General features: G+C 69.6%; 37 protein-coding genes and 1 pseudogene. 8 read left to right on the plus strand and 30 right to left on the minus strand.

The window, feature by feature from the left end; all coding sequences use genetic code 11:
- Positions 1-13 precede the first annotated feature (13 nt).
- From ACZ7IB_RS22265 to ACZ7IB_RS22375, 23 genes are all read right to left on the minus strand, one after another.
- Positions 14-295: a hypothetical protein gene (locus ACZ7IB_RS22265; protein ID WP_470914905.1), complete on the minus strand. Its 282-nt coding sequence runs from the start codon at positions 293-295 to the stop codon at positions 14-16.
- An 84-nt stretch (positions 296-379) separates the two neighbouring features.
- Positions 380-835 (minus strand): hypothetical protein, encoded by a 456-nt coding sequence (locus tag ACZ7IB_RS22270; protein ID WP_470914906.1) that lies wholly within the window; start codon positions 833-835, stop codon positions 380-382.
- A 35-nt stretch (positions 836-870) separates the two neighbouring features.
- A complete protein-coding gene (locus tag ACZ7IB_RS22275) occupies positions 871-1104 on the minus strand; it encodes a hypothetical protein (protein WP_470914907.1) in 234 nt (77 codons plus the stop codon).
- Positions 1104-1304, minus strand: a complete 201-nt coding sequence (locus ACZ7IB_RS22280) for a DUF6011 domain-containing protein (protein ID WP_470914908.1) — start codon at positions 1302-1304, stop codon at positions 1104-1106. Before ACZ7IB_RS22280 ends, ACZ7IB_RS22275 begins: the two co-directional genes overlap by 1 nt.
- On the minus strand, positions 1301-1471 hold the full coding sequence (locus ACZ7IB_RS22285; protein WP_470914909.1) for a hypothetical protein: 171 nt from the start codon (positions 1469-1471) through the stop codon (positions 1301-1303). Before ACZ7IB_RS22285 ends, ACZ7IB_RS22280 begins: the two co-directional genes overlap by 4 nt.
- Positions 1468-1692: a hypothetical protein gene (locus tag ACZ7IB_RS22290; protein WP_470914912.1), complete on the minus strand. Its 225-nt coding sequence runs from the start codon at positions 1690-1692 to the stop codon at positions 1468-1470. Before ACZ7IB_RS22290 ends, ACZ7IB_RS22285 begins: the two co-directional genes overlap by 4 nt.
- Complete coding sequence (locus ACZ7IB_RS22295; protein WP_470914914.1) at positions 1689-2435, minus strand: ATP-binding protein; 747 nt, start codon at positions 2433-2435, stop codon at positions 1689-1691. Before ACZ7IB_RS22295 ends, ACZ7IB_RS22290 begins: the two co-directional genes overlap by 4 nt.
- 2 nt (positions 2436-2437) lie before the next feature.
- A complete protein-coding gene (locus ACZ7IB_RS22300) occupies positions 2438-3292 on the minus strand; it encodes a hypothetical protein (RefSeq protein WP_470914917.1) in 855 nt (284 codons plus the stop codon).
- A gap of 72 nt (positions 3293-3364) precedes the next feature.
- Positions 3365-3661, minus strand: coding sequence for a hypothetical protein (locus ACZ7IB_RS22305; RefSeq protein ID WP_470914919.1), 297 nt, complete (start codon positions 3659-3661; stop codon positions 3365-3367).
- Positions 3661-4260 carry a WhiB family transcriptional regulator gene (locus tag ACZ7IB_RS22310; protein WP_470914921.1) on the minus strand — a complete coding sequence of 200 codons (600 nt, stop codon included), beginning with the start codon at positions 4258-4260 and terminating at the stop codon, positions 3661-3663. The genes ACZ7IB_RS22305 and ACZ7IB_RS22310 overlap by 1 nt, the downstream gene beginning before the upstream one ends.
- Positions 4257-5105, minus strand: a complete 849-nt coding sequence (locus ACZ7IB_RS22315) for a hypothetical protein (RefSeq protein ID WP_470914924.1) — start codon at positions 5103-5105, stop codon at positions 4257-4259. The genes ACZ7IB_RS22310 and ACZ7IB_RS22315 overlap by 4 nt, the downstream gene beginning before the upstream one ends.
- Before the next feature lie 367 nt (positions 5106-5472).
- Positions 5473-6198, minus strand: a complete 726-nt coding sequence (locus ACZ7IB_RS22320) for an exonuclease domain-containing protein (RefSeq protein ID WP_470914926.1) — start codon at positions 6196-6198, stop codon at positions 5473-5475.
- A complete protein-coding gene (locus ACZ7IB_RS22325) occupies positions 6195-7214 on the minus strand; it encodes a recombination directionality factor (RefSeq protein WP_470914928.1) in 1020 nt (339 codons plus the stop codon). Before ACZ7IB_RS22325 ends, ACZ7IB_RS22320 begins: the two co-directional genes overlap by 4 nt.
- Before the next feature lie 2 nt (positions 7215-7216).
- Positions 7217-8059 (minus strand): hypothetical protein, encoded by an 843-nt coding sequence (locus ACZ7IB_RS22330; protein WP_470914930.1) that lies wholly within the window; start codon positions 8057-8059, stop codon positions 7217-7219.
- Positions 8056-8262 carry a hypothetical protein gene (locus ACZ7IB_RS22335; RefSeq protein ID WP_470914932.1) on the minus strand — a complete coding sequence of 69 codons (207 nt, stop codon included), beginning with the start codon at positions 8260-8262 and terminating at the stop codon, positions 8056-8058. Before ACZ7IB_RS22335 ends, ACZ7IB_RS22330 begins: the two co-directional genes overlap by 4 nt.
- On the minus strand, positions 8259-8825 hold the full coding sequence (locus ACZ7IB_RS22340; RefSeq protein ID WP_470914935.1) for a hypothetical protein: 567 nt from the start codon (positions 8823-8825) through the stop codon (positions 8259-8261). The genes ACZ7IB_RS22335 and ACZ7IB_RS22340 overlap by 4 nt, the downstream gene beginning before the upstream one ends.
- Positions 8822-9058, minus strand: a complete 237-nt coding sequence (locus ACZ7IB_RS22345; RefSeq protein WP_470914938.1) for a hypothetical protein — start codon at positions 9056-9058, stop codon at positions 8822-8824. The genes ACZ7IB_RS22340 and ACZ7IB_RS22345 overlap by 4 nt, the downstream gene beginning before the upstream one ends.
- Positions 9055-9264 carry a hypothetical protein gene (locus ACZ7IB_RS22350; RefSeq protein ID WP_470914940.1) on the minus strand — a complete coding sequence of 70 codons (210 nt, stop codon included), beginning with the start codon at positions 9262-9264 and terminating at the stop codon, positions 9055-9057. Before ACZ7IB_RS22350 ends, ACZ7IB_RS22345 begins: the two co-directional genes overlap by 4 nt.
- Positions 9261-9656, minus strand: coding sequence for a hypothetical protein (locus ACZ7IB_RS22355; protein ID WP_470914941.1), 396 nt, complete (start codon positions 9654-9656; stop codon positions 9261-9263). The genes ACZ7IB_RS22350 and ACZ7IB_RS22355 overlap by 4 nt, the downstream gene beginning before the upstream one ends.
- A 51-nt stretch (positions 9657-9707) precedes the next feature.
- The gene (locus tag ACZ7IB_RS22360) at positions 9708-11063 is read right to left on the minus strand and encodes a hypothetical protein (protein WP_470914943.1); all 1356 of its coding nucleotides are present in this window, start codon (positions 11061-11063) and stop codon (positions 9708-9710) included.
- Positions 11060-11428 carry a hypothetical protein gene (locus ACZ7IB_RS22365; protein ID WP_470914945.1) on the minus strand — a complete coding sequence of 123 codons (369 nt, stop codon included), beginning with the start codon at positions 11426-11428 and terminating at the stop codon, positions 11060-11062. The genes ACZ7IB_RS22360 and ACZ7IB_RS22365 overlap by 4 nt, the downstream gene beginning before the upstream one ends.
- A gap of 87 nt (positions 11429-11515) precedes the next feature.
- Positions 11516-11755, minus strand: a complete 240-nt coding sequence (locus tag ACZ7IB_RS22370) for a hypothetical protein (RefSeq protein ID WP_470914947.1) — start codon at positions 11753-11755, stop codon at positions 11516-11518.
- A 65-nt stretch (positions 11756-11820) separates the two neighbouring features.
- Positions 11821-12069, minus strand: a complete 249-nt coding sequence (locus ACZ7IB_RS22375; RefSeq protein ID WP_470914952.1) for a helix-turn-helix domain-containing protein — start codon at positions 12067-12069, stop codon at positions 11821-11823.
- 238 nt (positions 12070-12307) lie between these two features.
- Between ACZ7IB_RS22375 and ACZ7IB_RS22380 the strand changes: the two genes are divergently transcribed.
- Together ACZ7IB_RS22380 and ACZ7IB_RS22385 are read left to right on the plus strand one after the other, a co-directional pair.
- Positions 12308-12661 (plus strand): helix-turn-helix domain-containing protein, encoded by a 354-nt coding sequence (locus tag ACZ7IB_RS22380; protein ID WP_470914954.1) that lies wholly within the window; start codon positions 12308-12310, stop codon positions 12659-12661.
- A gap of 267 nt (positions 12662-12928) precedes the next feature.
- Positions 12929-14299, plus strand: coding sequence for a tyrosine-type recombinase/integrase (locus ACZ7IB_RS22385; RefSeq protein WP_470914958.1), 1371 nt, complete (start codon positions 12929-12931; stop codon positions 14297-14299).
- 146 nt (positions 14300-14445) lie between these two features.
- Here ACZ7IB_RS22385 and ACZ7IB_RS22390 read toward each other — a convergent pair whose 3' ends face one another.
- The 3 genes from ACZ7IB_RS22390 to ACZ7IB_RS22400 all read right to left on the minus strand — a co-directional run bounded on the left by ACZ7IB_RS22390 (position 14446) and on the right by ACZ7IB_RS22400 (position 16358).
- Complete coding sequence (locus ACZ7IB_RS22390; RefSeq protein ID WP_470914961.1) at positions 14446-14814, minus strand: helix-turn-helix domain-containing protein; 369 nt, start codon at positions 14812-14814, stop codon at positions 14446-14448.
- The gene (locus ACZ7IB_RS22395; RefSeq protein ID WP_114247464.1) at positions 14811-15062 is read right to left on the minus strand and encodes a YkoF family thiamine-binding protein; all 252 of its coding nucleotides are present in this window, start codon (positions 15060-15062) and stop codon (positions 14811-14813) included. The genes ACZ7IB_RS22390 and ACZ7IB_RS22395 overlap by 4 nt, the downstream gene beginning before the upstream one ends.
- A 99-nt stretch (positions 15063-15161) precedes the next feature.
- Complete coding sequence (locus ACZ7IB_RS22400) at positions 15162-16358, minus strand: lactonase family protein (RefSeq protein WP_470914963.1); 1197 nt, start codon at positions 16356-16358, stop codon at positions 15162-15164.
- Between the two features lie 226 nt (positions 16359-16584).
- On the opposite strand from ACZ7IB_RS22400, the gene ACZ7IB_RS22405 reads away from it, so the two are divergent.
- The 3 genes from ACZ7IB_RS22405 (at position 16585) to ACZ7IB_RS22415 (ending at position 20064) form a co-directional block, all read left to right on the plus strand.
- Positions 16585-17424, plus strand: a complete 840-nt coding sequence (locus ACZ7IB_RS22405; protein ID WP_470914965.1) for a TIM barrel protein — start codon at positions 16585-16587, stop codon at positions 17422-17424.
- 47 nt (positions 17425-17471) lie between these two features.
- The gene (locus ACZ7IB_RS22410; protein ID WP_470914968.1) at positions 17472-18371 is read left to right on the plus strand and encodes a 2-hydroxy-3-oxopropionate reductase; all 900 of its coding nucleotides are present in this window, start codon (positions 17472-17474) and stop codon (positions 18369-18371) included.
- A gap of 235 nt (positions 18372-18606) precedes the next feature.
- Entirely contained in the window at positions 18607-20064 is a 1458-nt protein-coding gene (locus ACZ7IB_RS22415) for a catalase (protein WP_470914969.1), read from the plus strand.
- Positions 20065-20387: 323 nt separating this feature from the next.
- Here the strand turns inward: ACZ7IB_RS22415 and ACZ7IB_RS22420 are convergent.
- The 4 genes and pseudogenes from ACZ7IB_RS22420 to ACZ7IB_RS22435 all read right to left on the minus strand — a co-directional run.
- Positions 20388-20501, minus strand: a pseudogene (locus ACZ7IB_RS22420) (VOC family protein); the annotation flags it as partial.
- 47 nt (positions 20502-20548) lie between these two features.
- On the minus strand, positions 20549-21046 hold the full coding sequence (locus ACZ7IB_RS22425) for a GerMN domain-containing protein (protein ID WP_470914971.1): 498 nt from the start codon (positions 21044-21046) through the stop codon (positions 20549-20551).
- Positions 21043-22563, minus strand: coding sequence for an ATP-binding protein (locus ACZ7IB_RS22430; RefSeq protein ID WP_470914974.1), 1521 nt, complete (start codon positions 22561-22563; stop codon positions 21043-21045). The genes ACZ7IB_RS22425 and ACZ7IB_RS22430 overlap by 4 nt, the downstream gene beginning before the upstream one ends.
- A complete protein-coding gene (locus ACZ7IB_RS22435; protein ID WP_413752434.1) occupies positions 22560-23252 on the minus strand; it encodes a response regulator in 693 nt (230 codons plus the stop codon). Before ACZ7IB_RS22435 ends, ACZ7IB_RS22430 begins: the two co-directional genes overlap by 4 nt.
- Before the next feature lie 97 nt (positions 23253-23349).
- Between ACZ7IB_RS22435 and ACZ7IB_RS22440 the strand changes: the two genes are divergently transcribed.
- The 3 genes from ACZ7IB_RS22440 to ACZ7IB_RS22450 form a co-directional block, all read left to right on the plus strand.
- Positions 23350-24042 (plus strand): hypothetical protein, encoded by a 693-nt coding sequence (locus ACZ7IB_RS22440; protein ID WP_470914977.1) that lies wholly within the window; start codon positions 23350-23352, stop codon positions 24040-24042.
- Complete coding sequence (locus ACZ7IB_RS22445; protein ID WP_470914978.1) at positions 24039-24182, plus strand: hypothetical protein; 144 nt, start codon at positions 24039-24041, stop codon at positions 24180-24182. Before ACZ7IB_RS22440 ends, ACZ7IB_RS22445 begins: the two co-directional genes overlap by 4 nt.
- Positions 24179-24459: ATP-binding cassette domain-containing protein (locus ACZ7IB_RS22450; protein ID WP_470914979.1), on the plus strand; the 281-nt coding region annotated here is incomplete at its 3' end. The genes ACZ7IB_RS22445 and ACZ7IB_RS22450, both read left to right, overlap by 4 nt.

Genomic DNA, 24459 nt, shown 5'->3' on the forward strand with positions numbered 1-24459 from the left:
GGCGTCCGGCATGTCACGGGGTGGGGTGCAGTTTGGTGACGGTCGCGAGCGGGACGAAGGAGTCCCCGGCTGCGGCAAGGCACGTGGCGACGACGACCACGACCGGAACGTCCGACGGGAACGAGATGGACCAGCCGCCGGGACCGTCCAGTTGGGAGTCGCCGCTGCTGTTGCTGATCGCCCAGACGGCGCCGTTCTTCCGCAGGATCTCCAGCGGGTTCTCGTCGTCGGCGATCCAGCCGCCAGCTTCCAGGGCCTCGGAGATGTCGAGGCGGTCGTACCAGGTGTTGCTCATCGGGTTTTCCAGGTGGGTTCGTCGTGCGGGGTGTGTGGTGTGGTGGTCCCGGACGGCCCCGGAGCGGGGCCGTCCATCTGTGCGTCACGGGGTTTCGGCGGCCCATGCCTCAACGGCGGTGCGCACGGCGTCGGCCGGGTGCCAGTACGGGGCGTAGCCCTCGGGCAGCGGTTCGTTGGCGAGGAGCGCGCGGACGGTGCCGACGACGGCGCCCGGGTCTGAGTACCGACCGAGCTTCGGCAGGAACTCGGGCTCGGTGTTGCCGCCCTCAGCACGGGGCCGGGCGTACTGCCACTGCTCGGCGGGGTGGTCCCAGAAGAGGAACAGGCCCTCCTCACCGTCCTCGTCGTCCTCGTCAACCGCGGTGTCGTCCCAGCCGATGACGGCGTTCAGCATCGTGGTGCAGCCCGCGTCGTCGCCGGTGGCGTAGGGGTCGATCTCGGCGTCGGAGGTCCACCAGCTGGAGGGCTCCAGGCCGGCGGCGGTAAGTGCGTCGATGACGGTGGTGATGTACGGGCCGTGGGGCAGGTGGTCGGTCATCAGGTGCTCCAGGTGAGTTCGTGCTGCATGGGCGGTCAGGTGAAGAGGGCGTGTTGTTCCCACCCGGGCTCGGGCTGGGCTGGGGCGAGGAGGAGTTCACGGAGGTGGCCCCACACGCTGGCCCGGTCGACGTCAAGGCCAGCGGTGGCGAAGACGGCGGCGGCGCGGTCGGTGGTCCAGGTACCGCCCTGGTCCCGCATGGCGGCTTTGAGGACGTCGTGGGGGTGGGGGTCGAGTGCTGGTGGGCTGGGAGGGAACCGCCGTTTCATCAGAGGCTCCAGAGGGTGGGTTGGTGGTGGACCAGAGGCAGTTCGTCTTGGCCGGGTACGTGGTCGGCTGGTGGTGGGGTGGGGATGCGGGGCCCTGTGTGGCCGCGTGTGCGCCTGTGGCAGATGGGGCCGACCCCGAGGGCCCGGGATGCCTGGGAGCGAAGTGGGCGCCCGCAGACACAGCACGACAGGGCAGTCACGCGGCCTCGTCGAGGTCGGGGCGGATGGTGTAGCCGAAGCTGAGGAGGAACTCCTCGATTCGGTCGAGCATCCCGGCGAAGGTCTGCTGCTCGGGCGGGGTGGTGGTGCGGTAGTCGTCGGCCCCGGCGAGCATCACGACAACCGCGGCCGACGGGATTGGGATCACGTGCGGGCCTCCAGTTCGGCGATGCGGGCTTCGAGTGCGGCTATGCGGGCGTTGGTGCTGTCCTCGGCGGGGAGGGCCCGGTTCGCGGCGCAGGTGCACCAGGTGAGGAGCCGTGCGGTGGCGGATGTGCCTTGGTTGGCGGCGGTGCCCATGCAGCGGGGCATGACGTCGTCGTCGAGGTCGGGGCAGCGGTGGCAGTTCGGCGGGCACCGGTGCGTCATGCGGCCCTCCGCCGGTCGGGGCCGGCCATGGCAACGACGGTGGTGTCCTCGGACAGTCGGGAGACGATGCGGTCGCCGAGGATGGTGATGAGGTCGGGTCCGTGGCGGACGCCGGTCTCACGGTCGCGGGAGTCGGCGGGCAAGTTCGAGGTGTAGAGGGTCGGTTTGCAGGCGTTGTAGCGCTCGTTGATGAGCCGATAGGTGATCTCCTCGACCCATTCGCTCGCCTTGGCGGAGCCGAGGTCGTCGAGGACAAGGAGCGGCACGCGGGTGAGGCGCGCGAGTTCGGCCTCGGTGCCGCGCGGGGAGCCGTTCGGTCGGAGCAGGCCGTACATGTCGGCGGCGGTGAGGGCCCGGATCTCGTACGGGTGGGTGCTGCCGGCCGCGGCGATGCGGCGGAGGGCGCCGTACGCCTGGTGGGTTTTGCCGGTGCCGGTGGTGCCGGTCAGCAGCAGCGATCCGGCCTCGGTGGGGTCCGCGGCGACGGCGACGGCCCACTGCTGGACGACGGGGTGGGTGGCGTCCGCGCGGCGGTACCGGGGCGGGGTCGCGGTCTCCCACCGGCCGAGGTTCCATTCGGCACGGTTCCGGCGGTGGTACTCGGGGTGGCCGGGCTCGTCGGGGGTGGGGACGTCGTCAACCGGGCCGGCGGTAACGCCCTGGCGCTGCTTCTCGCGGATGCCGCCCATGATGCGGGCGAACGCGGACGGGCCGATGGTGCCGATGTTGGTGGGTTCGGGCATGGTCAGAATCCGTTCTCGTACACGGACGGGTCGACAGGGTTGGTGTAGGGCTGCCAACCGCCGGGCACCGCACGAAGGGGCGGGCGGGCGGTACCGGGCTCCGGGAGCGGCGGGAGTTCACGCCAGCCGGGCAGGAAGTACTTTGCGTAGCTGATGTCCTTGGCCGCGGCCTGCTTCTGGGCGTAGGCGGCGAGGGCGGCGACACCGGTGCGCTTCACGAGCGCTTCGACGATGAACCACTCGCTGGTGCTGAGGTTCCAGCGGACGATGACTCCGGCCGCGGTGAGGGCGTCGACCAGGGGCCGGGCGTTGGTGGGGATCTGGGGGCCGAGGTCGACTGGTTCGGGCTCGCGCTCTTGCTTGCTAGCACTCCTGGTAGGAGTGGTCTGGTTGAGGGGTCCTGATTCAGGACCCCAAGGGGTCTCGATTCCGGACCCCCCCGGTCCTGAATCAGGACCCCTAGCCGTTTCGCTACCGGTCCTGATTCCGGACCCTTGATCTGATTTAGGGGTCTCGATTCCGGACCGGTAGCCGTCACTTACCGGTCCTGATTCAGGACCCCTAGCGTTCAACGTCGGGCGTACGTAGCCGACCGCGTGAGGCAGTTGGTACGTCGCCGCCCGGCTCCCGACCGCAGGCTCATCGATGACCAGTTCGCCGGACTCGATGGCCTTGTCGACTGCGTTCACGACCACGGACTTGCTGACCCCGCCGAGCCGGGAGCGGAACTCAGTGGTGCCCATGCGGGCCCGCGCGTCTAGTCCCGGTGCCTTGTCAGCGACGGCGAGCAGCACCATGCGGACGTTCCCCTTGGCGCGGGAGTGGTTCCACACCCAGTGCATGGCGTCGATGGTCACGCGGTCCTTCTTCCGTACGGTCGTGGTGGTGCGGGTGGTGGCCCGGGGCGCGGCGGCCCCGGGCCGGGAAGGTCAGCGGAGGTTCGGGAACTTCTGAAGGGACAGCGACCGGCAGGGCTCGCGAAGGCAGGTGTCGACGAACAACGGCTGGTCGGCGTGCGCCTGCTGGTGCAGAGCGTTCAGCGCTCGGTACAGCTCGTCCGCTCCGCCGTCCGGGTCACCAGCGCAGGTGTTGGCGCGGTGGAGGCCGAGTTCCGACAGCTCGTCGTCCTCGGACTCCTCCAGGTACTCAGCGATGTCGACCTCCACCTCAACGGTGGTGGTGACGTACCGACTGGCCCGCCGGGTCTTGGGCATTACAGGGGTCATCAGCGCTGTCCGTTCTGGGAGGCGGCGGCTCGGGCGAGGGCGGTCTTGTACGTGCCGCCGCGGTCGACGAGGTGGGCAGGGGTGACGCAGCCCTTATGGCCGCAGTCCGCGGTCAGGTGCCCCTCCGGGAGTTCGCCGTACGTGAGCCACCAGGCGAGCCGCATGGGGGTGTACGACGTGCCGCAGATTGCGACGGAGCCGGATCCGGTCCACGCGGTGTGGCCTTCGGTCAGCGGCGTGGTGTGGTCGGCCCAGACACTGGCCGGAGTGCGCTCCTGCGGGGCCTGTACCGCCGCGATGACCGGCGTCGCGTCCTCGGGCGGGACGTCGCGGATCCGGCGGGCGAGGCTGGCACGTTCAGCCGGGGTGAGACCTCCACGGACACCGCCACGCGACTGGTGGTCGCCGCGGCCTTCCTCCTTCATCGCCGCGGCCAGGCACTCGGGTCGGACCGGGCAGGTTGCGCAGATTCGCCGGGCCATTTCTGGGCTCGCGTCGCCCTCGGTGTGGGGCGGCAGGAACACGTCCGGGTATCTGCGGCAGGCAGCCTTGGCACGCCAGTCCGCCGGCCGGGCAAGGGTGTCGGGTGCGTAGCTCACGCCGCCCCCTTGGCTCGGTCGTGTGCCAAGGCCCGCTCAAGATGGCGCTTGGTGATGCCGAGACGGTGCGCGGCCTGCTCGCGGCTGTACTCCTGCGTGCTCATCAGCCACAGGGCGTCCTCAGCGATCGCCGTGTACCGGTCGACGCTTTCCCCAAGGTCCGGGGTGGCGGCGGGGCTGTCGATGGAGTCGTCGTCCCATGCGGCAGGCGGTGCCCAGCCGCGGCAGGCAGCCATGGCTTGCGCCTCAGCAATCCACCGAGCCTCGATGCCCGTGGCGGCCGGATCCTGGTCCCACAGTTCCTCGTAAAGGCTGCGGATGGTGAGGGCGGTGGCCGCGTACGTGGTAGTCAACGGCTGGTTGACCTGGTCGTTGATGGTGTTCCGGTCGATGCCCGCGCGCCGTGCGATCGCGTTCTGTGGCCAGCCGACGGCGACCAGGGCGCGGAGGCGGCGTTGTGTGCCGCACCCGTCGACAAGCGCGGTCGGTGCCACCGATTCGAGGACCGGCTTCACTGCAAGGATCTTGTCGGCGGTGACGGCGCGGACCCGCTTCGACGGGCCACGCCCACCACTGCCATACAGAAGGCGGCACATGGTGCCGTTGGCCAGACCTGCGAGGGTCCGGGTGCGCTGGATTCCGATGCCGTATCCGGAGAGCATGCGGACGTGAGCACGGACAGGCTCGGCGTCGATGTAGGGCTGCCACCGGCCGTATGCGATGAGGCGGGTGCGGGTGTTGGTGTAGTCCCGAAACCGCTGGGTGCAGGCTGTGCAGGGGCAGTTGTGGTGCTTGGCGCGGGTGAGGGTGCCGTGCTCGGGCAGTGTGCGGAGGGCGGTGGTCACTGTTCCCCCTTCGTGTTGCCGCACCAGGTGCAGGTCCATGTGCGCGGGGTGGGGCCCGCCCCTGCCTGGTCGCAACAGGCAGGGACGGGAGTCGGTGTGTGGCGAGTGGTCATGCGGCCGCAGATAGTGGCCTCGCAGACCAGCCACCTGGTACCGGGCACCAACTCGGCCTGCCCGAACTGGGCGTTGGCGGCAGTGCGTCGGCCACACACCTGGCAGGTCATCACCCCGCCGTCGACGGTGTGGGTGGTGAGCCGATCCCAGCCACGGCACGGACACGACGCGACACGCGTGACGGCCGGTGACTCAGGCATGGCGCGGTGCCGGCCGACAGGCGCGACGAGACGACGCACAACACTCAACGGGTTCATACCGCCCCCCGCTGGAACGGGATGAAGGGCCAATCCGTCTGAACCGAGGCCGCCTCGTGCTCGCGGCCCGGGGTGCGGGCGAGGTAGGACGCGTACGAGGCGGCCTGCTGCTGGGCCCACTGCTGCTGAACCACGTGCAGTTCGTCGAGGGCGGTGCCCCGCAGCTGGGGCCACTTCTCGGCCAGGCACCATGCGACGCGGCAGGCCGCGAGCGCGTCCGCGTCGGCGGTGTGAGCGTCGTCGAGGCGGAGCCCGTAGTGCGCGCACAGGTCGGTGAGGCGTCGGCGGCCACGCCGGTACGGGTCGACGGCCTTGTCCATCACACGGGGGTCGATGACGCGGAGCTCGTCACCAACGATGTCGGTGAGGGGCGTGACGCCATACCGGCGGGCTTCGCGGTCGAGGATGGTGAGGTCGAACGGCGCGTTCATCGCGACGATGGGTAGCCCTTCGGTGACGGCCTCGGTGAGGGCGTGCACGATGTCCTCGACCACTTCGGCGGCCGGGCGCCCTTCTGCGCGGGCCTTCTCGGTGGTGATGCCGTGGACTGCTGCGGCTTCGTCGGGGATGTCGATGCCGGGGTCGGCGAGCCAGGTCTTGGGGGTGACCGGCTGGCCGCCACCGCATCCGACGACGCAGGCGGTGACGATGCGATCAGCCTCGACGTCCAGGCCCGAACTTTCGATGTCGAAGCCAGCCATGCGGCCGAGGTGCCAACTCATGCGCGGGCCCCCGATCCGGACTGCGCGACGGCCGGCCATCCGGTCGACTGCTCGGTGTCGTCGAGGACTTCGGCGTCGTAGGCGCCGTCCTCGTCCGGCCCCGTCGAGCTCGGCACAGAGGCGGCCTTGGCCTCCTCGTCCTTCCGGGCCGCGATCGCCATGAGCTTCTTCGACAGGTCGTCGGTGCCCTTGAAGTGGACGTGCCCGGCGTCCTGCGCCTGCATCCAGATGTCGCGGACGTCGTCGGAGGTGAGCGCACCCTCGGCGAGGGCGAGGTAGTCCGGGCGCGGTGCCTCAATCGCAGCCACCGCCCGGCTGCCGGAAGGGTCCAGGGCCAGCGCGGTCGGGAGCGGTCCGGTGAGGGCCTGGCGGGTAGTGATGCCGCGGATCTCGACGACGACGACTGGGAACTTCTTCGTCTTGCCGTCGGCGACCCGCTGCCGAGGCTCGATGCGGAGCGCGACGGGGACCATGCCCTGCCCGTTCGTGCCGGACAGCACCATGTCGACAGTGCCGCCCCACTCGTTCGCGGCGTAGAAGCTGTGGGTCTCGGCTCGCCAGACGCCGACGTCGGGCATGTCCGGGAGGATCACGTTGAGGCGGGACGTGGCCGAGCAGACGCGGCCCTTGGGCTGCTGGTGCCAGTCCTCGCCGAACTGCCGCAGGCAGATGCACGACTGGTTGGACAGACGCTCGCGCTCGCCGTCGCATCGGCGCTGGCAACCGCCGCCGGACCACAGCTCGTTGTACTGCGACAGCGGGTCGCCGGGCGGCATCAGGGCGTCGATGGTCTCGGCCTCGGTGATGACCCGGAACTGAGGCGCCCCGTTGCCGAGCGGCTGCCACTTCTCGACGGTTCCGCCCCACGCCTCGGCGGCTGCGGTCACGTAGTGCTCGGCGTGGCTGGTTACGATCCACGTCTTCGAGCGGACGGGGCGCTTTCCATCGGTGTATCCGGTGCGCAGGCGGCCGAGTTCGCGGGCCTGACGCTGCAAGGTGAGGATGCGGCTACCCATGATCAGGCCGCCTTTCGGGTCGTGCGCCTGCGCGGGGCCTCGGTCTGGCCGGGCGCGAGCAGGGCGGGATAGGTGGAGGGCGCGGCATGCAGCCAGCGGGTGCCTTCGAGGAGGCCTCGGAACGCGCGGTGGGCGTCGCGGCCGGCGGGCATCTCGACGAGGGCGTGGCTGCGGGCGCGGAGGTTGAGGACACCGGTCCGCTGCACCTGCGGCATCGGGGCGTCGGTGTCGTCGGGGAGGAGGACGATCTCGGCGTACCGCAGGGCGGCGAGCTGGAGGGTGTTCTCCGGGTAGACCGACTTGGCGGAGCGGGTGGCCGACGTCTTGTAGTCGATGAGCCACAGCTCCAGCGCCCCGTCCGGCCCGGTGGGCAGCCAGATCAGGAGATCGGCGGTCCCGGCGTAGCCGAGGCGGCGGTGCATGACCGTGATCTCGGTGGCGACGACATGCTCGGCAAGGTCGACGCCCCACATGGTCAGCCAGCGAATGAGCTGGGCCAGGTACGGGGCGACCTCGGCGTCGTCCGCGACCGGGGCGCCGAGCACGTGCTGCTCGGCTGCCGCGTGGATACGGTCGCCGAGGTTCCCGGCGGTCTCTTTCACCTCGCGGTGGATGGCCTTGATCTCGCGGGTGAGGGCGGGTCGGTCGTCGTCGACTCGGGTGTTGACGTCGTACAGGTTGTCGAGGACGTGCTCGACGGTGAGCTTGACGGCCCACGGGATAAGGGCGTGTTTCTGGATGGCGGTGTCGAGGACGTTGGTGACGGAGACGAGGGCGGGGCCCCCCGCGGGGTCGGTGTAGTACCGGCCCCGCGGGGTGTCCTGCGCGTGCTTGGGGTTGGTCACGCGATCACTCCGGTGGTGCTGAGGAGGGCGGCAACGATGGCCACCCCGAGGAGGGGGAGGGCGAGGATGAGAAGGCAGGACGCTCCGGCGGCGGGGGCCTGGTCGAAGCTGGCCCGGTCCTGCACCTCTCGCTGGGAGCGGTCGATGCCGCTGTGGTCAGGGCGGATCCGCGTCCCGCCGAACGTGCTCGGGTGGTCGCTCATGCCGCGCTCGCCGGGGTGGCCTTGAACTCGCGGCGGTAGCGCCACTGGAGCGCCCTCGCGTTGGTGTTCTCGCGCCACTCGATCGGGCCGTGGCACTTGCGGAACGGGTCGTGGAACCACTGGCGGTTCATGGCCAACTTGCCGCAGTCGGGGCACGCGATCGACGGGCCGATCGGGGCGTCCGTCAGGCTGTGGCGCTGCCACCGGTCGATGCGGCGGATCTCAAAGCTGCCGTCAATCGCCTGCTCCCCGTCGAGGTCGGGGTAGTCGCCGCCGTCCCAGTAGCTGAGGGCTTCGTCCTCGGTAGCGCCCGGTGCCTTGATGACGTAGACGCTCGTGACCTCGACGACGATCGGCCACTCCACCTCGTCCAGCCCCCATGCGCCACGCTTGTCGGCGGCCCGCTCGATCAGGTCAGCGACGTCGGGATCGGGCTCGGCCGGCACGGGGCGGGGGAACCTCTTCCCGAAGTACTCGTGGTCTCCCGCGTGCCCCAGCTGGAGCTGGCAGTCACGGGAGGAGTACTCCTCACCGTCGTTGTACAGCTGCTCGTTGCACTTCATCGGGCGCCTCCGTGGGCGTGGTTGAGGCGGAACACCCGGCGGCCGGGGTCGGTGTCGTCGAGGACGAGCAGGCCCTGACGGGCGAGGAGCGACAGGCCGTCGCGGGCGGTCTTCCGCAGCGGGGCGGCGTACCCACGGGCCCGGTACAGCTGCTGCACCATGCGCGTGGTCCACTCGCCCTCGTAGTCCCGGACCGCGCGGCGCAGGATCGCGAGACGGTCAGCGGCGCTCATCGGGTACTGCCGATCCGGGCGGTGAACTCGGCTGGTGTCTCGACGTATCCGGCGGCCACCGTGTCCTGGTAGTCCCGCTCCTCCTTCGTGAGCCCAAGGGCGCGGAGAAGCTGCGGGGCCACAAGGGCGCGGGTCTCAGCAGGGGCGTCCGGCAGGTCAGAGAGAAACTCGGAGAAGACGGCGGCCGTCGTGCGGCGGGCACTCATGACGCCGTCCGGTCCTGCTGCAACGGCATGGGAGCCGGCGCAACCACCACGGGCGCGTCGGCCTCGGCCGACAGCTGCACACCCAGCCGGTACACCCGGGCACCCACCCGCCGCGCCTGCCGGCCCGTCATCGCGACACGGGTAGCGATCCGCTCGACGAGCCGGTCCTTCAGCTCCTCGAACTCCAGCCGATCCGGGCCGTGGCCGTCGTGCTTGCCGACCGGTTCGGGGCAGGCCATATTGGCGAAATCGGCGAAGAACTCATCCGAGCTGAGGAGTTCCAGCAGGTCGTGAACGTTGTTGTCGACGAGAGAGGAGACGTCCAAGGTGACGAAACCCGGCCCGGACTCGGGGTAGAACCGCCCAGTGACGGGCGTACGGTCAACGGACATTGGAGCCTCCAAGGGCCAGGACGAGAGCGGCAGAGAGAGCGAGCAGCCCAATCACGAGGCACCGCCCGCCAGTCGGGCCGAATGGCGGGCCAGCATCCGGGCCTTGATCTGCGCGTCCGTCGGGGCCTGCCACGTGTGCCAACCCACCGGCGGCTTCCACCGCTGAGCGTGCGACCGCTGCGTGATCCCGCAGACACCGCAGCCGTTCGGGTCCACGCGGTGACAGGTGCAGTCCGGGGCGGCAGGCACCCGACACGGGGCCGGATGCGAGACCATCCCCTCGTCCACCGCGCCCCACGGGGCGTTCGGGTGGGTGCACGATCCGTCGTGCCCGTTGTGGCAGCCCTTCCGGCAGGCGCCGCAGTCCGGGCACCAGGCCGACGGAGCATCGCCGCACGCGTCGCACGAGCCGGACTCACGCTCGTCCTCGGCGGGCCAACCGAAGTGCCCGCCCGCCCAGTCGCTCATCGCGTGGTCGCCGTCATGACCCGCATCCAGCGCACATCGGCGCCCGTACGGGCTCACGTTCCGGCAGAGAACCGGCGAGTCGTGCGGGTCCTCGGCGAGCGTGGGGCAGCCGTCCGCGTGCCGGTCGAACCGCTTGGGGCAGCCACACGGACGGCACGGGTCCTCCACCGGCGCCATCCCGAGCCGCTTCCAGTGGGTGGCCTCGGCGTCCGCCACCGTCTTCGCGTCGAGGAGCGCACGACCAACCAGCGGCGCCGCGTTCGGGTCCTCCACCGGGCAGGTGCAGTCAGAGGAGGCAGGCACCCGACACGGAGCCGGATGCGGGGCCATCCCCTCGTCCTCGTCGTCGTGGGTGAGCACCCAGCGGCGGGCCTTCAGGTCCCACTCGATGTGCTTGTCACTGAACGGGGCGCTGATGTGGCCGTCCGGTTCGACGTGAAAGATCACGTCCGCGTCCACCAGGGCATTCAGTCCGTCGACGGCGCGCTGCCACGGAGACACCGACGTCGAGGTCAGGGGCGAGTCGTGCGGGTCCTCGGCCGGGCGGGCCGGCGCCTCCGCAATCAGCGCCACGAGAGTGGCGCACGGGTAGTTGGACCCGCACTGAATGCAATAACCGTCCCCGTCCGGGCTTGCGTCGACCTCGTAGTGCTGACCACGCACCGCAGCCTCAGCGGCCTCCAGCTCGGCGACCCGGGCCCGCAGCTGTACGGTTTCGGCCTCGGCGTCCACCAGACGCCGCAGCACCGGGGCCATCCGCTCGCCCATGTAGGACGAGAGGTTCATGCAGAACAGGTCTTCCCACTTCGGGTGATCGTGGGTGCGGACGTTTGCGACCGACTCGGCAAGCGATCCGAGGAGTGCGTCCGTCGCGGGCTTCGCAGCGCCGAGCTGGTGGGCGATCGCCTTGCGCTGCTCCGGCGTCATCGGGGCGCTCATGCCGCCACCTGCTTAGCGACAGCCGCGATCGCCTCGGCAGGCATCAGTGACCACGCCGTCACCAACACCCCGCGGCGGTCCGTGCCACGAGCCTCGGTGAACACCGAACCGTCGCCGCGAACCTCGGTCGTCACACCCATCCACCGCTCGTCCGCGAACTCGCGTACAGCGGCCGGGTCGCGGTGGAAGTAGAACCGGATGACCGGCTCGGTCGGCGCGTGCTCCAACACCTCGATGACGAAGCTGGAAGGGATGACAGTCGACTCGCTGATGATCGTCTCGGCCAGCGACAACGCCGTCATAAAGGAAATGCGCGGGACCACGCCCAAGTCGGGCTCGGTCAGGGCAGTAATCTGTGTACTCATGGTGTTCCACTCCTTCAAAGGGTGTGTGGGATGCCGAGGGGTCCCCGGACCGGGCATGGTCTGGGCGGCCCCGCTTTCATGTGCAGGTCAGGCGACGGCAGGGACGGGCACCGACGCGGGGCTGATGCCGAGGTACTCCTCGACGGCCCGGACGTTGAAGCGGATCGTGCGACGCGAACTTCCGGACTGCGCAAGGTCGATCACGCACAGCCGGACGAAATCCGGGTCGGTGTCCATCCGGTCGCGGACCCAGAAGTCGCTGACCTGCAGCCAGTCCTTGAGGTCTGCCTTGGTCATCAGCGGTGTGGGGATACCGGACTGGTCCACAGCCCCTCCTTTCAGTCGATGTGGATCGTTTTACAGCGAATGTGGAAACTGTCGGCACGAGAGAGTCAGGCAGGGGTGTTCGTGAACAGTTCCTCGACGGGTTTGCCCAGCGCCTTCGCCGCCAGGTCGCACGAGCGGCGAGTGAAGCTCGCCCGCCCGCTCGTCCCAGTGGAGACCATGTGACCGATCGCCGACTGACTGATGCCGTAGCCAGCAGGGTCGACCTCTTTGGTCTTCTCGGCGAGGCGCTCGATGGACAGACCGGCCGCCTGTATCGCATCTCGGATGCGTTGGCCGTTGTCCAAGCGATGCATATGGGTGCCCCTTCGTGGCCGATAGTTGTTGCAAGGTGACAGTGCGTGGAAGGCGGTCACCGGCTTCTCTTCCACATTCAACGCCGAATGTGGATGGATGTCAATGGATATGGAGAGCGTAGCGTCAACTATGTCCGAGATTCCGCATATGCCAAGCGTCCGCATGTGGAAATCATTGCTGGTCAAGTGCCGCGACACGGCTTGTAGTGAATGTGGATGATGCCCGATGCTTCTACATGTGGATGACCTTGCGGAACTCATCGAGCGCGTCATGACAGAGAAGGACTGGACCCTGTCCACCCTCGCGCGCCGCTCCGGCCTGTCCACATCCACGCTCCACTCCTGGAAGAGCGGCGACCGGGCAACCGGCAGCCGCGGGCCGAGCCCCGACAAGCTCCGCCAGCTCGCCGACGGTGCAGGCCTTCCCGTCGCCCAGGTCTTCGAGGCTGCCGGTCGGCATGTGCCGGCCCCCATGGACGACGAAGACGAGCGCCGTTTCCTCCACCTGTTCCGCTCCCTCGACAGCGCGGACCGCGGAGTGATCGAGGCGACTATGCGAGCCATGAGTGAACGTCAGCGGGCAGCCCAGTAAAGGCCTTCACCGCCGAGTACAACCATCTGCGAAAGTCCCTTCACGCACAGCAGTTGACGGGTACTGTCAGTGTTTCCGCCGTAACCTCCACCTGCGGCCGGGCTTCGCCTTGTCTCGATGGAGGTTTTTTTGTGTGTGCGACCGTGCTTGTGGAGGATGTGGACCCGACCGCGCCTCGGTGGGACCGCGACCGTGTGGCCGTGGTCATAGGACCGGGCCTGGACTACGCCCAGGCACTCAGGCAAATCCGGTCGCTCCTCATCTGGCTTGGCGCCCCCCAGGCGGGCGTCGGCGCGACATGCTGGTGCGGAGAATACGTCGCGGTTCCCGGCGCGGAGGCCTGCGTCTTCCGACAGCGAACCGTCACCGGCCGCGAGGAGGTCAGCAATGCCCGCTAGGGCTCGAAACAACCCCAGGCAGATTCGCCTCAAGTCATGCGGCTGCAAGGCCTGCACGGAAAAGTTCAGGCCCGGCGACAAGCCCACCCGGAAAGACTGCACGGGCTCGTGGCAGGCCCGCTATCGAGACCCGTCCGGCAAGCAGCGCGCGAAGACCTTCACCGGGCAGGGCGCCAAGAAGAAGGCCGAGGCGTTCCTCGACAAGACGAGAGACCAGGTCCGCAGCGGAAGCTTCGTCGACCTCGACCGCGGACAGCTCACCGTCGAAGAGTGGTATGCCAAGTGGCAGGCCTCCCAGCGCATCGGCGACAACACACGCGAGACAGCTGCAAGCGTGTGGAGCAATCACGTGAAGCCGCACTTCGGATCATGGCGGCTCACGTCCATCGGGAATCTGGACGTTGAGGAGTGGCTCGCCGGCCGCGTGGCTGTGGTGGGCGTGGCGACGATCGCGAAGGCGTTCCAGATACTTGACCGTCTACTGACGGCCGCGGTGCGGGACCGTCGCATCAGCCATAACCCTTGTGATGGCGTCAAGCTCCCCAGGGCCCAGGCGAAGCACCCAGATGACCTGATGCCGCCAACCTACGATCAGCTCGCGCAGATCCGGACTCACATGCCGGACCACTTCCACGCGATGCTGGTCTTCGCTGAGGAGACGGGGCTCCGGTGGGGTGAACTCGTCGGTCTGCGCCGGTGCTTCGTGGACTTCGAGGCAGGCAGCATTCAGATCCGCGAGACGATCATCCAGGTCCACGGCAAGCCGAAGCGGAAGGCATACCCGAAGTCGGAAGCCGGCAGCCGGACGGTTCCGATGTCGGCCCGTGCGGCTCACGCCCTGAAGGGACACCTGGAGAAGCATCCCGCCGACCCGTCCCGCACGGCCCCGTCCAGCGGAATGCACGCCAAAGAGTTAGTGTTCCGCGGGCGGCGTAAAGGGGTGCTAGGCAGAAGCAACTTCTGGCGACTGTGGACGTCTGCGAGCGAGGCCGCGGGCGTTGCCCGACAGGTGGAGAACCCAGTGACGGGTCGCATCGAGCGGTGGCCACACATGCACGACATCCGTCACGCTTTCGCATCGCGCCTGCATGCGGCGGGTGTGCCGGAGGCTGACGCCCAGAAGATCTTGGGTCACGAGCGCGGCGCGAAGATCACGTGGTTGTACACGCACGCCAGCGCGGGGTCGGTCGACGCGGTGCGTGCCGCCCTGGATCAGGGTGGATTGAGAGACGTCTCGTAGCGGAGTCCCCTCAAAGTCCACAACGCGTCCACGCGTCCACATCCAATGAGATCACCCCACATCCGAACCCTGAAGGGGTCAGATGTGGGGTGATCTGCGGTTTTACGGGATGCGAGCCTTTCACCTGTGTGGATATACCTTCCACATCAGGGGCTCTTTTCCCTGTTGAGGTAGTTGTAGACGGTGAAGCGGCTGACCCCCAGCGCACCCGCCACCGTCTCCACGCCGTGCCGTACGGAGAAGGCACCGCGCGCCTCCAGGGTTCGCACCACCGACTGCTTGGCCTTGCGGTCGAGCCCGGCGAGCGGCATGCCGTGCCGGCGCTCCATGGCGGCCAGGATGTGGTCGAGTGATTCCGAGAGCTGGGGCAGCCGGACGGCTATGACGTCCTCGCCCTCCCAGGCCAGCACGACGTCGTCGGCCTGCGCCTGCCCGGGCCCGAGCAGTTCGGCGCCCATGGCGTCGACGAGCGGCTTGACCGCGGTGACAAGGGGGTGGTCCGCCGGTTCGGTCACTTCGAGCCCTCCCCGATGACGTTGACCTGGAGCGACACCCGGGTGGCACCCGATGCCAGAGCTCTGCGCAGCAAGGAGTCCACCGCGGTGAGCACCTGGTCCGCGCCGCCCTCCGCCGTGTTGCCGAAGGGGCCGACGTCCACGGCGTCCAGGTCGGCCGTCTGGATGACCTCGCGGGCCACGACCGCGTGGGCGGGCGCCTCGTCGAGATCGAACGGCTCGGTGGTGAACTCCACTCTCAAGCGCACTGTGCCTCCCTCATGCGTTCGCCACGTCTTCGTGAACCCGCGGCTCGGGCCCCGACCCTAACGGACGGGTGCCGGGGTCGTCCGGTGACGTTTTCGCCCTCAATCGCCGGCCGGGCTCGTACTCCGGTACGGAAGCACGCAGACGGCCACCGGGGCGGGGAAGGCGTCACCGGTGCGGGTCAGGCCGCCGCTGCGGGCGTCGACCCGGAACACTGTCACCGTGCTCGACCTCTGGTTCGCCGCGAAGAGCAGTTTCCCGTCCGGCGAGAAGGCGATCTGCCGGGGGAAGTCGCCGCCGACGGGCACCGTGTCGAGCAGCCGCAGCACGGCACCGTCGTCCTCGACGGCGTATCGCGTCAGGCTGTTGTGGCCCCGGTTGGCGAGGTAGGCGAACCGGCCGTCGCCGGTGACCAGGAACTGCGCGGGATAGCTGGTGCCGGCGCCGGTCCCGGTGGACTGCGGGGCGCCCGGGGACAGGGTGCCGGTGGCCGGGTCGTAGCCGCAGACGACTGCGGTGTTGTCGACCTCGCAGGCCAGGTAGGCAAAGCGGCCACCCGGGTGAAATGTGATGTGCCGCGGTCCGGCCCCGGGGCGCAGGGCCGCATAGGAGACCTGGTCGAGCGTGCCGCGGTTCTCGTCGAGCCGGTACGTGTACACGGAGTCGTTGCCCAGGTCCACGGCGAGGATGTGGTCGCCGTCCGGGGTGGTGACGATCTGGTGGGCGTGCGGCCCGTCCTGGCCGGGGCCGGGGGGCGGCGCGGTGTGGGCGACCAGGTCCGTGCGCTCCTCCAGCGAGCCGTCGCCCCGGATGGGGTGCACCACGACGCTGCCGGAGGTGTAGTTCGCGGTGAGCAGCCACCTTCCCGTGGGATGGACGGAGAGATGGGTGGACCCCGCCCCGCCCGTGCTGCGGGTTCCCAGCACCCGGTGGCCGCCGTCCGGTGACAGGGCGACGGCCGTCACCCGCCCCCGGTCCTGCTCGTCGACCGCGTAGACGGTGGCGCCCGAGGGGTGCATGGCCAGGTACGAGGGGTTGTCGACGCCGGTGATCGCGGGGCCGGCGGAGATCGCCCCGGTGATGGCGTCGTACGAGGCCGTGCCGATTCCCTCACCGCCGCCCTCGGCCGAGGTGTACGTACCGAGCAGCAGCTGCCGGGTGGTGCGCGGGCGCGAACCGACCGTGGGTGCGGGGTCAGGGGCAGGCCGGGGAGAGCCGGGCGGCGCGGGGGCCACGGTCAGGGCGGCACCGGCGAACAGGGCTCCGAGGACTGTGCGCCGGCTGGTGGCGTGGTTCATGCGAGGCACCTCGTGTGGGGGGGTCGGCTGCATCGGATGCACCAGCCACCCTGACCCGCCCCGCGCCCTCTCAGCAAGCGGCGCAATTCCGGTTGCACCTTGCACAACCCACACGAAGGCACCCGGCCGAATTCCGGGCACCCCCTTGACAGCTCTCCCAGCTCCAGGCAATCTTCCGTTACGTAGAAACTAACTTCCGCAATACGGAAGGAGCGCCGAAACCCTCATGGGCTACCCGGACCAGCGCTTCGATGTGAACCTTTCGATCCTCTTCACGGAACTCCCGCTCCTGGAGCGTCCCGCGGCCGCCGCCGCGGCCGGCTTCACCGCGGTCGAGCTGTGGTGGCCATGGATCGAGACCCCCACTCCGCCGCAGGCCGAGCTCGACGCCCTCAAGAAGGCGCTCGACGAAGCAGGCACCCAGTTGGTGGGGCTGAACTTCTACGCCGGACAGCTGCCCGGCCCCGACCGCGGCGCGCTCTCCGTGCCCGGCTCGGAGTCGGACCGCTTCCGCGCCAATATCGAGGTGGCGGCCGGCTTCGCCGCCTCGGTCGGCTGCAAGGCGCTCAACGCGCTCTACGGCAACCGCGTCGACGGTGTGGACCCGGCCGTGCAGGACGAGCTCGCCCTGGAGAACCTGGTCGTCGCCGCCCGTGCGGCCGACCGGATCGGGGCGGTCCTGCTGATCGAGACCCTGAACAAGCCGGAATCGCCGCGCTACCCCCTGGTGAGCGCGCCGGCCGGGATCGAGATCGTCGACAAGGTCAACGCGGCGACGGGGCTCGGGAACGCGAAGTTCCTGCTGGACCTGTACCACCTCTCGATGAACGGCGAGGACCTCGGCCAGGTCGTCACTGCGTGCGCCGGCAAGACCGGCCACGTCCAGATCGCCGACAACCCGGGGCGCGGCGCGCCAGGCACCGGCTCGCTCCCGCTGGAGCAGCTCCTCGACGAGCTGACGAAGGCCGGTTACGACGGCTGGGTCGGGCTGGAGTACAAGCCCGGCGACCGGCCGAGCGCCGAAGCCTTCGAGTGGCTCCCGGCCACCGCGCGGGCCGCCCGCTGAGGGCGGCGAACTCCCCCTCGTACACACGCTTATCGGAAGGCACCCTCATGAGCAACAGCCTCCCCAAGGTTGCATGGATCGGACTCGGCATCATGGGCTCCCCCATGTCCGAGAACCTGATCAAGGCCGGGTACGACGTCACCGGTCACACCCTGGAGCAGGAGAAGATCGACCGGCTGGTCGCGGCCGGCGGCACGGGCGCGAGCTCGATCGCCGAGGCGGTCCGGGACGCCGATGTCGTCATCACGATGGTGCCCGCCTCCCCGCAGGTCGAGGCCATCGCGTACGGCCCCGACGGCATTCTGGAGAACGCGAAGCGCGGCGCGCTGCTGATCGACATGTCATCGATCACCCCGCAGACCTCCGTGGACCTCGCGAAGAACGCGAAGGACAAAGGCATCCGGGTGCTGGACGCCCCGGTGTCCGGCGGCGAGGCCGGTGCGATCGAGGCCGTGCTGTCGATCATGGTCGGCGGCGAGCAGCCCGACTTCGACGCGGCGCAGCCGATCCTCCGGACGCTCGGCAGGACCATTGTGCTGTGCGGTCCGCACGGCTCCGGCCAGACGGTGAAGGCCGCCAACCAGCTGATCGTCGCGGTCAACATCCAGGCGTGCGCCGAAGCGGTCGTCTTCCTGGAGAAGTCCGGGGTCGATCTCTGCGCCGCGCTCGACGTGCTGAACGGCGGGCTGGCCGGCTCGACCGTCCTGACCCGCAAGAAGGACAACTTCCTGAAGCGGGACTTCGCGCCGGGCTTCCGGATCGACCTGCACCACAAGGACATGGGCATCGTCACCGACGCCGCCCGCAATGTCGGTGCCGCCCTGCCCGTCGGCGCCGTGGTCGCGCAACTGGTCGCCTCGTTGCGCGCACAGGGCGACGGCGGCCTGGACCACTCGGCACTGCTGCGCTCGGTCGAGCGCCTGTCGGGGCAGCCCGTCGGGGCCTGACCGGTCCGGCCCGGATCGGCCATCCGGATCAGCATCCCGGATCGGCCGCTCAGAGACTTCCGGATGGCGTCGGCGCTGACACCTGTCCTGTCGCGCCCAGGCGTCGGCGCCGTCCGGAACACCAGACTCCAAACTTCAACAAACTGTTGACGTCTGGTTCGGGGCGTATCTACGCTCCTGGAGCCTCAAGCCGTCGCAGTTCAGCAGCTCCCGTACGGAAGGTCGCCCCGACACCATGACGCAGCGTGTGCTTACGACCGAGTCAGGCGCCCCGGTCGCCGACAACCAGAACTCCGCCACCGCCGGCGTCGGTGGCCCGATCCTCCTCCAGGACCAGCACCTGCTGGAGAAGCTGGCCCGCTTCAACCGGGAGCGCATACCGGAGCGCGTGGTCCACGCCCGCGGCTCCGGCGCGTACGGCTACTTCGAAGCGACCGACGACGTCACCGCCTTCACCCGCGCCGACTTTCTCTCCGCGGTCGGCAAGCGCACCGAGACGTTCATCCGCTTCTCCACCGTGGCCGACTCGCTGGGCGGCGCGGACGCCGTACGCGACCCGCGCGGCTTCGCCCTCAAGTTCTATACGGACGAAGGCAATTACGACCTGGTCGGCAACAACACCCCGGTGTTCTTCATCAAGGACCCGATCAAGTTCCCCGACTTCATCCACTCGCAGAAGCGCGATCCGTTCACGGGCCGTCAGGAGCCTGAAAACGTCTGGGACTTCTGGGCCCACGCGCCCGAGGCGACGCACCAGGTCACCTGGCTGATGGGTGACCGCGGCATCCCCGCCTCGTACCGCCACATGAACGGCTACGGCTCGCACACGTACCAGTGGACGAACGCCGAGGGCGAGGCCTTCTTCGTCAAGTACCACTTCAAGACGAACCAGGGTGTGCGCTCCCTCTCCAGCGAGCAGGCAGCCGAACTCGCGGGCAAGGACGGCAACTCGCACCAGACGGACCTGCTGCAGGCCATCGAGCGCGGAGTGAACCCGTCCTGGACGCTGTACGTGCAGGTCATGCCGGCCGCCGAGGCCACGGACTACCGCTTCAACCCGTTCGACCTGACCAAGGTGTGGCCGCACAGCGACTACCCGCTGCAGCGGGTGGGCCGGCTGGTCCTCGACCGCAACCCGGACAATGTGTTCGCCGAGGTCGAGCAGGCCGCGTTCTCCCCGAACAACTTCGTGCCCGGCATCGGTCCGTCCCCGGACAAGATGCTCCAGGGCCGGCTTTTCGCCTACGCGGACGCGCACCGCTACCGGCTGGGCGTCAACCACACCCAGCTCCCGGTGAACGCGCCGCGCACCGCCGTCGTCGACAACTACGGCCGGGACGGACTGCACGCCACGCGCAACGGTGCGCGCCACGACAAGAACTACGAGCCCAACTCGTACGCGGGCCCCGCCCAGACCGGCGCGGCGCTCTCCGCCCCGCTCGCGATCCACGGCTGGACCGGCTCCCACGAGGCGCCCGCCCACACCAAGGACGACGACTTCTTCCAGGCGGGCGAGCTGTACCGGCTGATGTCAAAGGACGAGAAGGGCCGCCTGGTCGCCAACATCGCCGGGGGGCTGTCCCAGGTGACCCGCGACGACGTGATCGAGAAGAACCTCGCCCACTTCCACGCCGCCGACGCCGACTACGGCAAGCGCGTGGAGGAGGCCGTCCGCGCCCTGCGCGAGGACTGAGCCTCCCACTGAACCCTGCTCGCGCCGTGTACCCGGATGAGGGGTGTCACGCGGCGCGGGCAGGACGAGGTCGCGGCGGCTGTGCGACGCCAGTGCGGTGGCGTGGGCCCGGGGTGTCCCGTCTCCTGACATGAAGGAGACGAGGCTTCGAGCCCGATCGCCGCCGCCGCGACCCCTGTGCTGCTTCACCCGTGCCAGGGTGCGGACTGACGCCCGGGGCCTTCAAGATCGAGGACGAGCGTCGGGCCCACAACCGCCTGGGGCTTGGCAGACGGCCCGAGCGGGGGCATGGCCGCTCTCCCCGCAGCAGACCGCGGCCCGGCTCATGCCACGCGGAACTCGTTTCCTTCCGGGTCCTGCATGATCCACCATTGCCCGGCAGGTCCCTTGTCGACCTCGCGTACGCGGGCTGCCCCCAGGTCTTCCAGCGGGACGGCGGCGCGGCCGCCCACCCGGAACGCCGCCGCGAACTCACTCGCCCGCCTCACCTGTTGAGGAACTCCGCACACCGGTAGGGGCCCAGCGCGGCGCCTTCGGACGGCCGCAGGGTGACTTCGACGTCGTCGGTCCTGACCTTCGGGTCGAGTACGGACTGGGCGCGCGCCAGCGTGCACACCAGCTGGCCGGTGCCCTGGTCGCGTCCCGACTCCGCATAAGGGCCGTCGAGGTGCACCGTGACGCGGGTGCCCGTTCCGGTCACCGAGTAGGCGAGGAGCTGCTCAACGAGAGAGGTGAGCCCGTTGCGCTGCTCGGCGGGCGAAGGCCCCGTGGTGAGCAGCTTCATCACCGCGTTGAGGTCCTTGACCTCCTTGTCGGGCAGGGGTACTCCGCGTAGTCCGTTGTCGGACGCGTAGTAGAGCCGCATGCCGCGCGTCAGTCCGGACGCGGGCTCGCCCGCGCCTATCACTCCGGTCGGCTGGACGCCGCAGCCCACGAGAGCGATCGCCAGCGCGGCGATCACGACTCCCTGTCGGACGTTCATTCCGTGCCCTCTCCTGTGCGTCGCAGGGGCAGCCGCAGCGTGAACACCGCGCCGCGCTGTGGTCCATCGGACGCGTCGGCCACGTCGATCGTGCCGCCGTGCAGCCGTGCGTTCTCCAGTGCGATCGCCGTGCCGAGGCCGCTACCCTGTCCGCTGTCGTCGGCCGTGCCACGGGTGCGGGCCGCGTCCGCCTTGTAGAACCGGTCGAAGACCCGTTCCCGAGCCTCCGGCGGCAGCCCGGGACCGTGGTCGGCGACCTCCAGCGTCACCCACTCCCCGTCGGCCTCGCGGGCCGTCTTGAGGGTCACGGTGACCGGCGGGGCTCCGTGCCGCAGCGCGTTGCCGACCAGGTTCGCGACGATCACGTCGATGCGGCGCCGGTCGACCACCGCCCGTACGCCCTCGTGGAGGTGTGCCTGCACCCGGTCGGTCCAGCCGCGCAGTGCCAGCGACGCCCGTACGGTGTCGGCGAGGTCCGTCTCGGCCGCGTTCAGCCGTACGGCCTTGGCGTCGAAGCGGGAGATCTCCATCAGGTCCTCGACCAGCCGGGACAGCCGTGCCGTTTCCGCGCCGACGGTACGGGCCGCCCGCGCCGCGTCCGGCGGCAGCTGGTCGGCGTCCTCCTCCAGGACGGTCGCCACCATCGTCATCGCCGCGAGGGGCGTGCGCAGTTCGTGCGACACGTCCGCCACGAAACGGCGTGCCTTCGCCTCCTGCTCGCGCAGTTCCGTGTCGGAAGCCTGGAGCGCGTCGGCGGTCTCGTTGAACGTCGTTGCCAGGTCGGCGAGTTCGTCGTGCCCGGTGACGGCGACCCGGCTGCCGAGGTCTCCGGCCGCGAGCTCGCGGGTGGCCCGGCCCAGCTTCCGTACCGGACGAAGGACCGTCCCCGCGGCCAGCAGTGCCAGGACGGCGGCCAGCAGCACCACCGGGACGATGCCCGTGCGTACGGAGTCCAGCAGGGCGGCGGTGTCATCGCGCTCGGCCCGCAGATCGGTGATCGTGAAGACCTCCAGGCCGGAGGTGCGGCGGTCCCCGTCGGCGAACGTGACAGGCGTGCCGACGACCAGGTAGGGCTCACCCCGCCACTGCACCCGCTGGAACGCGGCATTGTCGCCGGTCATGACGGCGGTGCGCAGCTCGACGGTGATCCGGTCCTGCGTCTCGGCGTACGAGTCGGAGACCGCGGTGAGGTCCTGGTAGCGGGCGACCACGATCTTCCCGCCGATGCCGTCCGACACCTTCGCCGCGAACCGGGACAGCGACTGCTGGTCGGGCGGTACGTCGAAGTCGGCGGCCACCGCGCTGACCCGCTCCCGGAAGTCGTTCACGGCCGCGTTCTGGGTGCGCTGGAGGACGGCGGTACGGGCGTCCCGGTAGGCGAGGGCGGTCGCGGTCACCGCGCTGATCAGGGCGACGACGACGAAGGTGACGACGAGCCGGACGCGCAGCCCGCCGACGAGCCGCCAAGAGCGCCGCTTCGAGGCGACCCCGCGCTCGCCCTTGTCCGTACGCTTCACAGCGGCCCGAAGCGGTAGCCGAAGCCCCGCACCGTCTGCACGTACCGCGGCTTGGCCGGTACGTCCTCGAGCCTGGCCCGCAGCCGTCCGACCGCCGCGTCCACCAGCCGGGAGTCGCCCAGGTAGGTGTGGTCCCAGACGGATTCGAGGAGCTGCTCGCGGCTGAAGACCCGGCCGGGGGAGGCCGACAGTTCCAGCAGCAGCCGCAGTTCGGTGGGCGGCAGCGCGACCGGTGTGCCGTTCTTGGTGACGGTCAGCCCGGCGCGGTCGATCACCAGCCCGGCGAGATCGGCGTCCGAACGCTGTCGTGCGGACGGTTCCGCACGGCGCAGGGCGGCCCGGATGCGGGCCTCCAGGACGGGCGCGGTGACCGGCTTGACGACGTAGTCGTCGGCGCCCGCCTCCAGGCCGGTCACGATGTCCGAGTCGTCGCCGCGCGCGGTCAGCATGATCACCGGCAGGGTCGCCGAGCGGGCGCGGATGCGGCGGCACACCTCGAAGCCGTCCATGCCGGGCAGCATCAGGTCCAGTACGGCCAGTTCGACCCGCGCGCCCCGCTCCCCGGCCAGCAGGGCAAGCGCCTGCTCGCCGGTGGCGGCGGTGTCCACGCCGTATCCGTGACGGCGCAGCACGAGCTCCATTCCGTCCCGTACGGACGCGTCGTCCTCGATGAGCAGTACATGCGGCATGGGACCGATTATGAGCACGCCGGGACCGTTCCCGCCTACCCCGCTCGGATGGTAGACGCGCAGGTCGGGGGCATTGTTACGTTCCCATCATGTGGCCATGGACGGGCCATCATCTGCGGCGGCGAACGTGAAGCGCGTGAGCTTCCTCAAAACGAACCCCCGAACCCCCGCCCGGCTGCGCATGGCCACCCTCGTGGCCGTGCCCGTACTCGCCTTCTCCGTCGCCTGCGGGGGCGGTGACGACAGCGCCGGCGGTGCGAAGAAGGACGACGCGATCGCCGACGTGCCGGACTCGCCGGCCGCGGGCGCCGCGAAGGGCGAGAGCAAGCCGAGCACCCAGCCCGCGGGGAAGAGCGCCTTCTACGACGCCCAGATGAAGTACGTCCAGTGCATGCGTACCAAGGCCGGCTACAAGGACTTCCCCGACCCCACGCTCAGCGGGTATCTCGACACGACGAAGATCGACGAGCTCGCCTCCCGGCTCGGCCGCAACATAGGCACCAAGGATGGCAAGGACAGTCTCTGCATTCCCGCGTTGCAGGCCGCCATGCTGGCCGAGCCCAAGCGCGACCAGCAGAAGGACTACGAGTCGATGCTCGCGCACGCCAAGTGCATGCGGGACAACGGCGTCTCCAAGTTCACGAACCCGACCATGAGCAGCGGCAACGCCCAGCCGGGCGGCGACCCGAACCCGGCGTCCCCGTCCATCGACCCGAAGTCGCCGGCGTACAAGCAGGCCCGCGAGGCGTGCAAGTCGAAGCTGCTCGACGGTCTGGAAGGCAGGCAGTGAAGCACCGCACCGCCTTCCTCGCGCTCGGCGCGGTGACCGTCGCCGCCGCCGTCACCGGGGGAGTCCTGTTCCTCGGCGACGGCGGCGACGCGGGCGCCTCCCTGCGCGAGGGCATGAAGGTCGGAGTGGCGAAGTCATGACGCCGGCCCCGGTGATCGAACTGCGGGACGCCACCAAGTCCTACCCCGGTGGCGTCCACGCCCTGCGCGGAGTGAATCTCATTGTCGAGGAGGGCGAACTGCTCGCCGTCGTCGGCCCGTCCGGCTCCGGCAAGTCCACGATGCTCAACGTCATGGGCACCCTCGACAAGCCCACCACGGGTACCGTCCGGGTCGCCGGGTACGACGTGTCGAAGCTCTCCGACTCCCGGCTCTCCGCACTGCGCGCCCGCCACATCGGCTTCGTGTTCCAGCACTT

This window comes from Streptomyces sp. NPDC037301 (assembly GCF_055602785.1).

What these genes read in the sequence shown, in the direction of transcription:
- ACZ7IB_RS22275 (WP_470914907.1), bottom strand. Translation starts at nt 1,104, where the DNA reads ATGAAACGGCGGTTCCCTCCCAGCCCACCAGCACTCGACCCCCACCCC.
- ACZ7IB_RS22295 (WP_470914914.1), bottom strand. Translation starts at nt 2,435, where the DNA reads ATGCCCGAACCCACCAACATCGGCACCATCGGCCCGTCCGCGTTCGCC.
- ACZ7IB_RS22325 (WP_470914928.1), bottom strand. Translation starts at nt 7,214, where the DNA reads ATGGGTAGCCGCATCCTCACCTTGCAGCGTCAGGCCCGCGAACTCGGC.
- ACZ7IB_RS22320 (WP_470914926.1), bottom strand. Translation starts at nt 6,198, where the DNA reads ATGAGTTGGCACCTCGGCCGCATGGCTGGCTTCGACATCGAAAGTTCG.
- ACZ7IB_RS22345 (WP_470914938.1), bottom strand. Translation starts at nt 9,058, where the DNA reads ATGAGCGCCGCTGACCGTCTCGCGATCCTGCGCCGCGCGGTCCGGGAC.
- ACZ7IB_RS22405 (WP_470914965.1), top strand. Translation starts at nt 16,585, where the DNA reads ATGGGCTACCCGGACCAGCGCTTCGATGTGAACCTTTCGATCCTCTTC.
- ACZ7IB_RS22410 (WP_470914968.1), top strand. Translation starts at nt 17,472, where the DNA reads ATGAGCAACAGCCTCCCCAAGGTTGCATGGATCGGACTCGGCATCATG.
- ACZ7IB_RS22435 (WP_413752434.1), bottom strand. Translation starts at nt 23,252, where the DNA reads ATGCCGCATGTACTGCTCATCGAGGACGACGCGTCCGTACGGGACGGA.
- ACZ7IB_RS22355 (WP_470914941.1), bottom strand. Translation starts at nt 9,656, where the DNA reads ATGTCCGTTGACCGTACGCCCGTCACTGGGCGGTTCTACCCCGAGTCC.
- ACZ7IB_RS22360 (WP_470914943.1), bottom strand. Translation starts at nt 11,063, where the DNA reads ATGAGCGCCCCGATGACGCCGGAGCAGCGCAAGGCGATCGCCCACCAG.
- ACZ7IB_RS22270 (WP_470914906.1), bottom strand. Translation starts at nt 835, where the DNA reads ATGACCGACCACCTGCCCCACGGCCCGTACATCACCACCGTCATCGAC.
- ACZ7IB_RS22440 (WP_470914977.1), top strand. Translation starts at nt 23,350, where the DNA reads ATGGACGGGCCATCATCTGCGGCGGCGAACGTGAAGCGCGTGAGCTTC.
- ACZ7IB_RS22265 (WP_470914905.1), bottom strand. Translation starts at nt 295, where the DNA reads ATGAGCAACACCTGGTACGACCGCCTCGACATCTCCGAGGCCCTGGAA.
- ACZ7IB_RS22425 (WP_470914971.1), bottom strand. Translation starts at nt 21,046, where the DNA reads ATGAACGTCCGACAGGGAGTCGTGATCGCCGCGCTGGCGATCGCTCTC.
- ACZ7IB_RS22290 (WP_470914912.1), bottom strand. Translation starts at nt 1,692, where the DNA reads ATGACGCACCGGTGCCCGCCGAACTGCCACCGCTGCCCCGACCTCGAC.
- ACZ7IB_RS22350 (WP_470914940.1), bottom strand. Translation starts at nt 9,264, where the DNA reads ATGAGTGCCCGCCGCACGACGGCCGCCGTCTTCTCCGAGTTTCTCTCT.
- ACZ7IB_RS22375 (WP_470914952.1), bottom strand. Translation starts at nt 12,069, where the DNA reads ATGCATCGCTTGGACAACGGCCAACGCATCCGAGATGCGATACAGGCG.
- ACZ7IB_RS22340 (WP_470914935.1), bottom strand. Translation starts at nt 8,825, where the DNA reads ATGAAGTGCAACGAGCAGCTGTACAACGACGGTGAGGAGTACTCCTCC.
- ACZ7IB_RS22415 (WP_470914969.1), top strand. Translation starts at nt 18,607, where the DNA reads ATGACGCAGCGTGTGCTTACGACCGAGTCAGGCGCCCCGGTCGCCGAC.
- ACZ7IB_RS22305 (WP_470914919.1), bottom strand. Translation starts at nt 3,661, where the DNA reads ATGACCCCTGTAATGCCCAAGACCCGGCGGGCCAGTCGGTACGTCACC.
- ACZ7IB_RS22335 (WP_470914932.1), bottom strand. Translation starts at nt 8,262, where the DNA reads ATGAGCGACCACCCGAGCACGTTCGGCGGGACGCGGATCCGCCCTGAC.
- ACZ7IB_RS22400 (WP_470914963.1), bottom strand. Translation starts at nt 16,358, where the DNA reads ATGAACCACGCCACCAGCCGGCGCACAGTCCTCGGAGCCCTGTTCGCC.
- ACZ7IB_RS22365 (WP_470914945.1), bottom strand. Translation starts at nt 11,428, where the DNA reads ATGAGTACACAGATTACTGCCCTGACCGAGCCCGACTTGGGCGTGGTC.